The following is a 12615-nucleotide window of genomic DNA, read 5'->3' as shown; positions in this document are numbered from 1 at the left end:
ATGATCGCGCTGAACGGAACGTTCACGGCGTGCGAACCACGCGATCAAACAAAGAGCTCTTGACACCATAGACCGGAAAACCCGCCCAACTACCCCATCACCACCTGGATCGGCCCCGGCGCGTCGCTGACCCATAGCGGCGCCCACCCGGCGCGATCTCCGTCGGTCTGCGCCGGCACCACTGCGTTCTGCAGAAAGTCGATCCGCCGCGCACGAACATGGCGCACGCCGGGGGCTCGGCCCAGCAGGTTCAACGGCAGCGCCGCGCCATACATCATCGCCGCCGCAGCGCCGGTGCGGTCGAACAGCACCACGGAAAAGCCGGGATCACTCGGCACCGCATCCATCGCCAGGCGAAAGCGGCCGCCATACAGCCGTCCCTTGCTGATGATCACGCTGGCCGCCTCGGTCTCGGCGTCGTCGATCCGCAGCCGGATCGTCGGAAATTTGTAGCGCATCAGCTCGCGCACAGACTGCATCACGTAGGCGCCCTTGCCGAACACCTTCTTCAACGGAAACGGCAGATTGTGCACGACGTGCGCATCGAAGCCGACGCCCAGCATCTGCACGAACAACCGCGCACCGTCCGGTCCGTTCGCCTGCCCAGGCCACAGCGTGCGAGTGCGGCCGAACGCCAGCGCCGCAGCCACCGATTTGGGCGCGAACGGCAGACCAAGCTCATGCGCCAGCACGTTGGCGGTGCCCAGCGGAATCACCCCAAGCCGAACCGGCGTGCCCATCAGGCCGTTGGCCACCTCCGCGATGGTGCCGTCGCCGCCGGCCGCCACCACCATCTGCTCGCCGCGCCGCGCCGCATCGCGCGCCAATGCCTCGGCATGCCCGGCGCGATGAGTCTCCGCGAGGTCAAGCCTGATCCCATTGGCGACCAGCACATCGAGCACCCGCCACAGCAGATGCGCGCGCCGGCGTCCGGCGACAGGATTGAACACGATGATCATCGGCGAATCGCGCAGCGCTCTCGGGCAAAAACATCTGCCTGCCACCGTCCGATGTCATTCCCATGACAGTTCAATGACCTTATCAATATCTTCAATACTGGCGACGAAATTCACTTACGTCATCGAATCTTAACTTCCTCGCCGCGTTAAGCACAGTATCTGCTGACTGCGAAACAGAAGCCTGGATCAACCTTCCGATGACCAGCAATGAACGCCCCCAAATGAACGCCGCAAAATGAACGCCATGTCCCATATCGGCATGCCGCCCACCTACCGCACCATCTTCATTTCGGACACCCATCTCGGCACCCGCGGCTGCCGCAGCGACTACCTGGCGGACTTTCTGAACAAGTCAAGTTGTCATCAGCTTTTCCTTGTCGGCGACATCATCGACGGCTGGCGGCTAAGAAAATCCTGGTATTGGGACGCCCACCACGACGACGTGCTAAAGCAGATCGTCCGCCATGCCCGCGCCGGAACCGAGGTCACCTACATCCCCGGCAACCACGACGAGATGTTTCGCAACTGGCTGCCGATCGGGCTGGAGATCTGCGGCATCAAGATGCGCCGCGAATCCGAACACACCACCGCCGACGGCAAGCGCTTGCTGGTGATGCACGGCGATGAATTCGACAGCGTGGTGCGCTATGCCAAGTTCCTCGCCCTGCTGGGTGACTGGGCCTACACCGCCGCACTGGTGATCAATCGCTGGTTCAACGCGATCCGCCGCCGCCTGGGCTACCCATACTGGTCGCTCTCGGCCTGGCTGAAGCGACAGGTGAAAGAGGCAGTCAAAGCGATCGACCGGTTCGAATCCGCATTGGCCGCGGAAGCCCGCCGGCGCGGCTTCGATGGCGTCGTCTGCGGCCACATCCATCACGCCGAGATGCGCGAGGTGCAGGGCATCCTCTACCTCAACGACGGCGATTGGGTGGAAAGCTGCACCGCCCTGGTGGAACATCACGACGGCCGCCTGGAACTGATCGACTGGGCAGCGCTGAACCGGCTGCCGATGTTGCCGCCACAGCCGGCACACGCAACTGCCTGACCTGACCCCCCCGGCGGACCTAGCGGGCCTCGCCACCATGCTGCCGCCAGCACCGACTCATCGTATCCTCATAGTAACGGATGCCTGGCAGCCGCAGGTCAACGGCGTGGTCCGCACCTTGACCACCGTCATGCTGGAACTGCGCGCCATGGGCCATGTGGTGGAGGTGATCGGCCCCGACCGGTTCCGCACCGTCCCCTGTCCGACCTATCCCGACATCGCCCTTTCGCTGCTGCCCAGACGGCGGCTGATCGGCATGATCCGGGCATTCGCACCCGATGCCCTGCATATCGCCACCGAAGGCCCCTTGGGCCTGGCGGCGCGAAGCTTCGCGAGGCGCCACGGATTAGCTTTCACCACCGCGTTCCATACCCGCTTCGCCGAATACGTGAAGGCGCGCACCGGCCTTCCGGTGCGCCCGATCTACGCCTGGATGCGGCGCTTCCACGGCGCCGGCCAGGGCACCATGGTCGCCACCCAGTCACTGCGCGACGAACTCGCCGCCCGCGGCTTCGCCAACATCCGGCCGTGGTCGCGCGGCGTCGATCTGGACCTGTTCAAACCCTATCCGCGCGACGCATTCGCCAACCTGCCGGGTCCGATCTTCCTCTATGTCGGACGTGTCGCGGTCGAGAAGAACATCGGCGACTTCCTCGATCTGCAACTGCCCGGATCGAAAGTGGTGGTTGGCGGCGGCCCGCAACTGGCCTCGCTCCGCCGCGACTACCCCGCCGTCACCTTCACCGGCCCACGCCATGGCGAGGCCTTGGCACGCGCCTACAGCGGCGGGGACGTGTTCGTGTTCCCCAGCCGCACCGACACCTTTGGGTTGGTCATCCTCGAGGCCCTGGCCTGCGGCACCCCGGTGGCGGCGTTCCCGGTCACCGGACCAAAAGACGTGCTGACCAATGCCGCGGGCAAGATCGGGTCGGTCAACCAAGACCTGCGTATCGCGGCATGCGATGCGCTCACCGCCGACCGGGACGCCTGCCGCAGGCACGCAGAGCGCTTCTCCTGGCGAGCCTGCGCCGAGATCTTCTTGTCGCACCTGGTACCGCTGAACGGCCGCCGCGGCGCTGCCGCATACCAAGCGGACGCGCTCATCCACTGAACATCCAATCGCTTAAAGTTGATCAATCTTCGGCGACCTGGGACTCTGCTTTTTCGGCCGAGCGGGCCAACTTAATTGTGACCAAACGAAGTCGGCCTCGCATGTCCCGCTGTCTGCCCGGGCCATGTCTGTTGCGCCGACAGGCTATCGGGGTGATGCCATGGGAACCGCGCTCAAGTACCACGGGACGCTTCGTGCTACGTTGTGCGAGATCGAGCGCGGTGTGTTCTACGCGAGCTACCCGGATTGCCGATCCGCCTCCGACACTGATGAACTGACCAACTATCAAACCGGCCCGTCGGCCGCGGCGGCCAAGCGCAAGATCGAACAAGTCGCCCTTGCACTTGGTTACGACTCTGTGGTGTGGAGCGAAACCGTCGTTGCACCGCTCTTCGCGAGTTTCGTCCGAACCGTCCGCCATGACCCGGCGCCGCCCCCGGCCGCACGCTTCGGCAACATCAACATGGCAGGATGGTAAACCCCGCCGGACTCGCCGCGATGATCCAACCGCCGCCGGCCTGATCGTCGGAAAGCACCGCACTCACTTCCGTAACTTCGCCGTCACGTGCTATCCGACACGGCAATGAAATCCCTGCTGCGCACTCCAACGGCTCAGGCCATGCTGGCCGCCTTGTTGGCCGGTTATCTCCGCTTCGCGCTGCGTACCACGCGCTGGACGCTGGACGGGCAGGAGCATTTTCGCCCGTTCGCCGCCGGCGCCTCCGCGGTGTTCGGCTTCTGGCACGAATTCCTGCCGTTGATGCCGGCACTCTCGCTGATCGCCCGCACGCTGCCGTTCTATCGCCCGACGCCGATCCACACCCTGGTCAGCCAGCACCGCGACGGCCAGTTCATCGCCGCGGTGATGCGCCGATTCGGCATCCTGCCGATCCACGGTTCCTCCACCCGAGGCGGCGCCGCCGGCTTGCGCAACCTTCTGCTGGTGCTCGGGCAGGGCGCCTTGATCGGCATAACCCCGGACGGGCCACGCGGCCCATTGCGCCAGGCCGCCCCCGGATTGGCCCAGCTCGCCGCGCTGTCAGGCGTGCCGGTGGTGCCGCTCGCGGCGCGCACCAGCCGACGTGTGCAGCTCGATACCTGGGATCGCATGCCGGTGCCGCTGCCGTTCGGTCGGGGCGTGGTGGTCTGCGGCGCCGCGATCGCCGTGCCGCGCGACGGCTGGCGCGAAGCCGTCCCGGCGATCACCCAGGCGCTCAACCAGACCGCCGATCGAGCCGTGGCCCTCTGTCCCGCATGATCCACCAGAGCACCACCATCAGGCCCGCCGACCGAACCACCGGCCCGAGTTCCTGCGCATTGGCCACCGGCTGGACCGTCGCGGCCATGCTCTTGGCCCCGGCACTGCGGCTCAATCTGCGCCGTCGCGCCGCGATCGGCCGGGAAATCGCCACTCGGTTGACCGAACGCCGCGGCATCGACGCCACGCCGCGCCCACTCGGCCCGCTGTTGTGGGTCCACGCCGCCAGCGTGGGCGAGGTGGTGTCGATCCTGCCGGTGTTACAGGCGCTGCGCCATCGCGTCACGGTGCTGCTGACGACCGGAACCGTGACCTCCCAGGCCTTGCTGGACCAACGCCTCCCCCAGCAGGGTCTGTCGAGCGATGTTCTGCACCGTTTCGCCCCGCTCGACGTGCCATCCTGGGTGGATCGGTTTCTGTCGCACTGGCGTCCCGACGCCGCCTGCTTCGTCGAGAGCGAACTGTGGCCCAACCAGCTTGCCGCCTGCCGAACGAGGCGCATCCCATTGATGCTGGTCAACGCCCGGATGTCGGATCGCAGCTTCCGGCTTTGGCAATGCGCCCCGCGCTTCGCCCGCTGTCTGCTGCAATCCTTCACCCGGATCCAAGCGCGCGGCGACCACGACGCGGAGCGGCTGAAGGCGCTCGGCGTTCGTCATGTCGAAAGCCCCGGAGACTTGAAATTCGCCGCCTCGCCACTGCCGGTCGACCAGGCCGAGCTCGACCACCTGGGTGAAACCCTCGCCGGCCGCCCGGTCTGGCTCGCCGCCAGTACCCATCCGGGTGAGGAAGCCCTCATCGCCGATGTGCACCGCCAACTCGCGCGGATCCATCCCGACCTGCTGACCATCATCGCGCCGCGCCATCCGGACCGCGGCCCCGCTTTGGCTGCCAGCCTCGCCGCGCCGCGCCGCGCGGCAGGGCAGGGGCCGCCACCCGCCGGCGGCATCTGGCTCGTTGATACCATGGGCGAACTCGGCCTCTGGTATCGCCTGGCGCCGATCGCCTTCGTCGGCCGCAGTCTGCTCGCCCCCGGCGGCGGACAGAATCCGCTGGAGCCGGCGCGGCTGGGCTGCGCCATCGCGGTCGGGCCATACACCGGAAACTTCAGCGACCATATCGCCTTGCTGCGCGACGCCGGCGGTTTGGTCGAGGTCCCCGACGCCCCGGCACTCGCCCAATTCGTCTCCACCATGCTGCGCGATCCAGCGCAACGCCGCGATCTGGCCAAGCACGCCGCAGCCTCGATTCGTCGCCATCAGGATCTGCCCGCGGTCACCGCCGAGGCATTGCTGTCACTGCTGCCCGCACGGCCCGGCAACGCGGCGTCCAGCCACCCGTCCGGGTGCTCAGCATCGGGGCCGAGCTGACCGTGGGTGCACGGCGTTGCCGCCATCGGCCGGCGCACTGACCCCCGGCATGCCCCGGGCGCCATCCTTCTGGTCCAGCGACGGCATCCTCGCCCGCGTCCTCTCGCCGCTCTCCAGCATCGGCGCCGGGCTCACCGCGGCGCGCGTCGCGCGTCCGGGCTGGCAGGCCCCAGTCCCGGTGATCTGCTGCGGCAACGTCACCGTCGGCGGCGCCGGCAAAACCACCTTGGTGCTCGACCTCGGCCGCCGCCTGTCACACCGAAATGTCCATGTCTTGCTGCGTGGCTATCGCGGCGCCGCGCGCGGTGTGCATCGAGTGACACCGGACGACGGCGTTGCCCTGGTCGGCGACGAGGCGCTGTTGCTGGCCCAGGTCGCCCCCACCTGGGTCGGCGCCGACCGCGCCGCCAGCGCCCGCGCCGCCGTCGCCGCCGGAGCCGAAATCCTGCTGCTCGATGACGGCTTGCAGAATCCGACCTTGCGCAAGACTTTCTCGATCCTGGTGATCGACGGAAGCGGCGGTTTCGGCAACCGCCGGGTACTGCCGGCCGGCCCATTGCGGGAGCCAGTGACCGCCGCCGCCGCCCGCTGCCAGGCAGCGGTGATGATCGGTGCCGACCTCACCAACGCCGGCGCCTGTCTGCCGCCCACCCTGCCGCTGCTGCACGCCCGCCTGGTGCAGGACAACGCCGTCGCCGCGCTGTCCGGTCGGCGCGTGCTCGCCTTCGCCGGCATCGCGATACCGGAGAAGTTTTTCGAACCGCTGCGCGCCGCCGGCGCCACGCTGGTGGCCGTTCGCCGGTTTCCCGACCACCATGCCTATACCGAGCGCCAGCTAGAAGACTTGCTGCGCGAGGCGAGACAGCGGCTCGCGGTGGCGGTGACCACGCCGAAAGACGCCGTCCGCCTGCCGCCCGCGATCCGCGACCAGGTCACCGTTGTCGGCGTCGGCCTGGAATGGTGTGAACCGGCCGCCCGCGATCAACTTCTCGAAAGGATGATCGCCGACGTCCCCTCCGACGTGCGTTAATGCCGGCATGAACGACGTGGTCTTCCTGTTCGATGTCGATAACACGCTGCTGGACAACGACCATATCCAGGGCGACCTCAGCCAACACCTCAGCACCAATTACGGCCAACTCGCGCGCGACCGATACTTCGCTCTGTTTGAAGACTTGCGCGGTCGCCTCGGCTACGCCGACTACCTCGGCGCGCTGCAGCTCTATCGGCTGGAGGACTTGCACAACCCAAAGATCCTGCGCATCGCCAATTGGCTGGCGGATTATCCGTTCGCCGACCGGCTCTACCCCCGCGCTCTCGACGTGGTGCGTCACGTGTCCAACTGGGGACCGACGGTCATCCTGTCCGATGGTGACGCCGCCTTCCAGCCGCGCAAGATCGAACGCTCCGGTCTATGGCAGGCATTCGCCGACAACGTGCTGATCTACGTCCACAAGGAACAGGCGCTGGACGATGTCGAGCGTCTGTATCCCGCGCGCCACTACGTCATGATCGACGACAAACTGCGCATCCTCGAGGCACTGAAGGCGCAATGGGGCGAGCGGGTCACCACCGTCTTCCCGCGCCAAGGTCACTACGCCTCCGATCCGCAAGAACTGCGCACCCGCCGGCCAGCCGACATCGCTATCGACGCGATCGGCGATCTGCTGTCGCTGGATCGCCAAACGCTCATCAACTGAAACAGCGCAACGCCGGCGCCCATCGCCGATCCCACCCATTGCCGATCCCACCCATTGCCGATCCCACCCATTGCCGATCCCACCCATTGCCGGTCCCGCCCATTGCCGGTCCCGCCCACTGCCGGCCCGGCCCGTCCCGCGAGGCGCGTCACGACCGAGTGCGAAGGCGGGATTGCCTTGCCTCGCCGGTCACGGCAATCCTGCTGTCATTCGGCTACGCCTATCATTCACTAAGAAGGAAACCGCCTGATGTTCATCGCCATGAATCGCTTCAAGGTGCTGCCCGGGGCCGAGGCCGCTTTCGAGGAGGTCTGGACCTCCCGTGATACCCATCTGCGCGACGTGCCCGGCTTCGGTTCCTTCCACCTGCTGCGCGGACCGACGCGCGAGGATCACGTGCTGTACTCCTCCCACACCATCTGGCACGACAAGGCGGCGTTCGAGGCCTGGACCACATCCGATGCGTTCCGCAAGGCGCACAGCAGCGCCGGCGCCAACAAGCCGCTCTACCTTGGCCATCCCGAGTTCGAGGGCTTCGAAGTCATCCAGACGGTTGAGTGAACCGGCCTGCCCATCACGCCGCACCCTACGCTTCCCTCGGGAAGGACCCACCCCCGCAGCTGGTGCCAGCGGATTCCCATCGGATTACCGCGGCCCTGCGCGCCAGATCGCCTCATCGGGTCACCGCGCTGGCGCGGGTCGAGCGATCGCTCGGTCCGCCGCGGTTGATCGGGCTCGATCCGCCTCCATCAGATGCTGGTGCTAGCGGTCATAGTGTTCCCGGTCCCGACGATCGGCGTGGTGATGCGCGCCATCGTCCTGCGCTACTGTCTCGACTGACTGCGGCAGCCATTCGCCACCCAGGGCAATTGCATTTGCCGTGAACGCTCCATGCCGGAAACCCACGATGCTGGGGACCACGGATGCGGCAAGGCCGCAAGGCCTTTGCACCCAGCATAACCTATCGGCGTGCATCAGCGGTTCCAAACCGCTTATCTTGGTCACGCCGCGTCCAGTGGGCACGCCCGGCCGGTGATACGCCGCGTCCGTCGAACAGCGCCGACGGAAATCCAAATGCGATTACCCTGATTTGACACCGGTTCGTCACACCCCCCCTTGGCCGCCGCCAAGATCCCGTGTTCAATCAGTCGAAAGGTTCCGCAAGTCAGCGAGCCAACAGGGAGACGACGTCCGTATCCGGTGACGGAGACGGAATGCAAGCAACGGTCTTCCCCGACTGCCTCCATTGCTCCCCGCGTCGCTCCCTGGCGGCAAACGCCCGCTTGACCACCTCGCGTCCCGCCGCCGAGCGCCGCAAATGCCGGCCGCCATGCCGCATCCCGGGCGCAAACATGAACAGAAAGCACTATGGCGTTTCGCGCCGCACTCATGCACCTTGCGCAGGCGTGGTCTGCGATAGCGTATGACGCAAATCAAGAACTCGGGGATTGGGTCGACCATGGACAATGCGACCGCCACCAGAATTAGCAATGGAATCAACCGCCGGGGCCTGCTGAAGACCGCCGCCGTCGCCGCGAGTGGCGCCCTCGCCGCGCCGCGGTTGTCGCTCGCCGCCGACGCCAAGACGCTGCGCTTCATCCCGCAGGCCAATCTGGCGAACCTCGACCCGATCTGGACAACGCAATACGTGGTGCGCAACGCCGCGCTGCTGATCTGGGACACGCTCTACGGCGTCGACGACAAGTTGCAGCCGCAGCCGCAGATGTGCGAGGGCCATGAAGCCAGCGCCGACTTCAAGACCTGGACCTTCAAGCTGCGCCCCGGCCTGAAATTCCATGACGGCGAACCGGTGCGGGCGAAGGACGTCACCGCCAGCATCAACCGCTGGATGGCGCGCGACGCCACCATGGGCGGCCCGATCAAGAAGCAGATGGACGCGCTGGAGGCGGTGGACGATCGAACCTTCCGCTTCCGCCTCAACAAACCCTACCCCAAAATGCTCTTCGCGCTCGGCAAGAGCAGCACGCCGACCCTATTCATCATGCCCGAACGCATCGCCGCCACCGACCCGTTCAAGCAGATTTCCGACTACACCGGCTCAGGCCCGATGCGCTTCAGCAAGAACCAATGGGTGCCCGGCGCCAAGGCGGTGTTCGAGAAGTTCCCCGGCTACACCCCACGCACGGAGAAGGCGAGCTGGCTGGGCGGCGGCAAGCGCATCAACTTCGACCGGATCGAGTGGCAGATCGTGCCCGACATCGCCACCGCTGCCGCCGCGCTGCAGAACGGCGAGGTCGACTGGTGGGAGACACCGTCCTCCGACCTGATCCCGCTGCTGAAGCGGAACCCAAGTGTCGCGGTCGATATCGCCGATCCGCTAGGCAATATCGGCTCGTTCCGGATCAACCACCTGTATCCGCCGTTCAATGACGTGCGCGCCCGACGGGCGATCCAGGTCGCCCTCAGCCAAGAGGATTATATGGGCGCGGTCGTCGGAGACGACCCAACCCTGTGGAAGAGCCTCCCAGGCTTCTTCACCCCCGACACGCCATTGTACACCGAAAACGGCGGCGAGCCGCTCAAAGGCAAGCGCGACTACGAACTGGCGAAAAAACTGCTCGCCGAGTCTGGTTACAAGAACGAACCGATCGTGCTGCTGGTGGCGACCGATGTTGGCATCACCAAGGCCCAGGGCGACGTCACCGCCGATCTGTTGAAGCGGGTCGGCATGAACGTCGATTATCAGGCGCTGGACTGGGGAACCGTGGGCCAGCGACGAGCGAAAAAGGACCCGCCGTCGCAGGGCGGTTGGAACATCTTCCACACCTGGCACGCCGGCGCGGATTGCGTGAACCCGGCGCCCTATATTGCGCTGGATTGCAGCGGCGACACCGCCTGGTTCGGCTGGCCGAAATCGGACCTGGTGCAGAGCAAGATCGCCGCCTGGTACGCCGCGCCCGACCTGGCGGCGGAAAAAACCGCCATCGCCGACTTGAACAAGGCGGCGATGGACTTCGCGGTCTACGTCCCGACCGGCTTCTTCAAAGGCTACCAGGCCTGGCGGACGAATATCTCCGGCGTGGTCAAGGCGCCATTCCCGGTGTTCTGGGACGTAACCAAAGCGTGAGCGTGTCCCGACCCCATCAGGTAAGCCAGCCGCGGCAATCCAAACCCATTCCCGCTCGCCCGGCCCACCGCGCCACCACCATACCATTATCGGGATCAAAGGGGCCGTCGGCCCCTTTTCGGGTCCAGGGCAGCGCCCCGGCCTTCCTGCAAACGACCGCAAGCTGATGCTGTCCTACATCCTCCGCCGCATCCTCTCGACCATTCCCGTCATGTTGCTGGTGGCCCTGTTCGTCTTCAGCCTGCTCTACATCGCCCCCGGCGACCCCGCGGCAATCATCGCCGGCGACCAGGCCACCCCCGCCGACGTCGAGCACATCCGAGCCTCGCTCGGCCTAGACCGACCGTTCCTGGTACGCTTCTTCGATTGGTTCTGGCACGTCTTACACGGCGACCTCGGCACCTCGATCTTCACCAACCTGCCGGTCAGCCACATGATCGCCCAGCGCATCGAGCCGACCGTGTCGCTGATGATCCTGACCCTGATCCTGTCGCTGGCGCTCGCCATCCCGATGGGCGTCCTCGCGGCCTGGAAACACGGCTCCTGGATCGACCGAACGGTGATGATGACCGCGGTGCTGGGATTTTCCACCCCGGTCTTCGTCGTCGGCTACGTGCTGGCCTACGTCTTCGCGCTGCGCCTGGATTGGCTGCCGGTGCAGGGCTTCACCCCGATCGACCACGGCCTGATCCCGTTCCTGCGCAACCTGATCCTGCCATCCATTGCCCTGGGCCTGATCTACATGGCGCTGATCGCCAGGATCACCCGAGCCACGATGCTGGATGTGCTGTCGCAGGATTACGTGCGCACGGCCAAGGCCAAAGGCGTCGGCCAGCGCGGCGTGCTGTTCGTCCATGCGCTGAAAAACGCCGCGGTGCCGATCGTGACCGTCATCGGCATCGGCTTCGCCGCCCTGATCGGGGGCGCCGTGGTCACCGAGAGCGTGTTCGCAATCCCCGGCCTCGGCCGGTTGACCGTCGATGCCATCCTGCGGCGTGACTATCCGGTGATCCAGGGCGTCGTGCTGATGTTCAGCTTCGTCTACGTGCTGATCAACCTGGGGGTTGATCTTCTCTACACCCTGTTCGACCCGAGGATCCGCTATTGAGCGCAACAACCCCAGAACACTCTACGCATACCGGCTCGCGCTTCACCGGTCCGCTCTACGATGCCCGCGACATCGCCGAACGGGATCACGCCGCGGCACCGGACTTGCCCGCCATACTGCCGGTGCCGAAGCAGCGTGGCCGGATCACCGGCTTCATCTACCGACATCCGACCATCTTCGTCGGCGGATTGCTGCTCGGAGTGATGATCTTCATCGCCATCTTCGCACCCTATCTCGGCACCAAGGACCCCACCGCGCTCGCGCCGGCCAAGCGCATCCGCGACCCATCGGCGCTCTACTGGTTCGGCACCGACATGCTAGGGCGCGACATCTATTCGCGGGTGCTCTACGGCTCGCGGGTCTCGCTGATCGTCGGCTTCTCGGTGGCGTTCTGCGCCTCGGTGCTCGGCACCTTCATCGGCCTGGTCGCCGGCTTCGTCCGACCGCTCGACGCCGTGGTGATGCGGGTGATGGACGGCCTGATGTCGATCCCCCCGCTGCTGTTGGCGATCGCGCTGATGGCGCTGACCCGCGCCTCGGTGCAGAATGTCGTCATCGCCATCACCATCGCCGAGTTCCCCCGCGTCTCGCGACTGGTGCGCGGCGTGGTGCTGTCGCTGCGCGAGCAACCCTATGTCGAGGCGGCGATCGCGTCGGGCACCCGCGTGCCGGTCATCATCTGGAAGCACATCCTGCCCAACACCCTGGCCGCGCTGATGGTGCAGGCAACCTTCATCTGCGCCTCGGCGATGATAACCGAGGCCATCCTGTCGTTCATCGGCGCCGGCACCCCACCGATCATCCCAAGCTGGGGCAACATCATGGCCGAGGGACGCGCACTGTGGCAGGTCAAACCCTTTATCGTATTCTTCCCCGCCATCTTCCTGTCGATCACCGTGCTGGCGGTGAACCTGCTGGGTGACGGGCTGCGCGACGCGCTCGATCCGCGCCTGGCGAAACGGCTGTAACGCCC

12 protein-coding genes are annotated in these 12615 nt (G+C 66.1%); 11 read left to right on the top strand and 1 reads right to left on the bottom strand.

Features of this window, described 5'->3' with window-relative positions:
- Window positions 1-89: 89 nt before the first annotated feature.
- On the bottom strand, window positions 90-959 hold the full coding sequence (locus ACQY4T_RS17150) for a diacylglycerol/lipid kinase family protein (protein WP_428533077.1): 870 nt from the start codon (window positions 957-959) through the stop codon (window positions 90-92).
- Between the two features lie 235 nt (window positions 960-1194).
- On the opposite strand from ACQY4T_RS17150, the gene ACQY4T_RS17145 reads away from it, so the two are divergent.
- From ACQY4T_RS17145 to ACQY4T_RS17095, 11 genes are all read left to right on the top strand, one after another.
- Complete coding sequence (locus ACQY4T_RS17145) at window positions 1195-2007, top strand: UDP-2,3-diacylglucosamine diphosphatase (RefSeq protein WP_428533074.1); 813 nt, start codon at window positions 1195-1197, stop codon at window positions 2005-2007.
- Window positions 2008-2044: 37 nt separating this feature from the next.
- Window positions 2045-3118: a glycosyltransferase family 4 protein gene (locus tag ACQY4T_RS17140; RefSeq protein ID WP_428533071.1), complete on the top strand. Its 1074-nt coding sequence runs from the start codon at window positions 2045-2047 to the stop codon at window positions 3116-3118.
- A gap of 160 nt (window positions 3119-3278) precedes the next feature.
- Window positions 3279-3596, top strand: coding sequence for a hypothetical protein (locus ACQY4T_RS17135; protein WP_428533069.1), 318 nt, complete (start codon window positions 3279-3281; stop codon window positions 3594-3596).
- 105 nt (window positions 3597-3701) lie between these two features.
- Window positions 3702-4376, top strand: coding sequence for a lysophospholipid acyltransferase family protein (locus ACQY4T_RS17130; RefSeq protein ID WP_428533066.1), 675 nt, complete (start codon window positions 3702-3704; stop codon window positions 4374-4376).
- Between the two features lie 86 nt (window positions 4377-4462).
- On the top strand, window positions 4463-5746 hold the full coding sequence (locus ACQY4T_RS17125; protein WP_428533063.1) for a 3-deoxy-D-manno-octulosonic acid transferase: 1284 nt from the start codon (window positions 4463-4465) through the stop codon (window positions 5744-5746).
- 49 nt (window positions 5747-5795) lie between these two features.
- Window positions 5796-6776: a tetraacyldisaccharide 4'-kinase gene (lpxK, locus tag ACQY4T_RS17120; protein WP_428533060.1), complete on the top strand. Its 981-nt coding sequence runs from the start codon at window positions 5796-5798 to the stop codon at window positions 6774-6776.
- A gap of 7 nt (window positions 6777-6783) precedes the next feature.
- Entirely contained in the window at window positions 6784-7446 is a 663-nt protein-coding gene (locus ACQY4T_RS17115) for an HAD family hydrolase (protein ID WP_428533057.1), read from the top strand.
- A 249-nt stretch (window positions 7447-7695) separates the two neighbouring features.
- The gene (locus ACQY4T_RS17110; RefSeq protein ID WP_428533054.1) at window positions 7696-8007 is read left to right on the top strand and encodes an antibiotic biosynthesis monooxygenase family protein; all 312 of its coding nucleotides are present in this window, start codon (window positions 7696-7698) and stop codon (window positions 8005-8007) included.
- Between the two features lie 898 nt (window positions 8008-8905).
- On the top strand, window positions 8906-10534 hold the full coding sequence (locus tag ACQY4T_RS17105; RefSeq protein WP_428533051.1) for an ABC transporter substrate-binding protein: 1629 nt from the start codon (window positions 8906-8908) through the stop codon (window positions 10532-10534).
- A 166-nt stretch (window positions 10535-10700) separates the two neighbouring features.
- Window positions 10701-11642 carry an ABC transporter permease gene (locus ACQY4T_RS17100; protein ID WP_428533048.1) on the top strand — a complete coding sequence of 314 codons (942 nt, stop codon included), beginning with the start codon at window positions 10701-10703 and terminating at the stop codon, window positions 11640-11642.
- Window positions 11639-12610, top strand: coding sequence for an ABC transporter permease (locus ACQY4T_RS17095; RefSeq protein WP_428533045.1), 972 nt, complete (start codon window positions 11639-11641; stop codon window positions 12608-12610). The genes ACQY4T_RS17100 and ACQY4T_RS17095 overlap by 4 nt, the downstream gene beginning before the upstream one ends.
- Window positions 12611-12615 lie beyond the last annotated feature (5 nt).

It is taken from the genome of Rhodopila sp., assembly GCF_965277825.1.
Lineage (GTDB): Bacteria > Pseudomonadota > Alphaproteobacteria > Acetobacterales > Acetobacteraceae > Rhodopila.
Note: the sequence above shows the minus strand (reverse complement) of the source record. Positions and strands in the feature narration are given on the sequence as shown.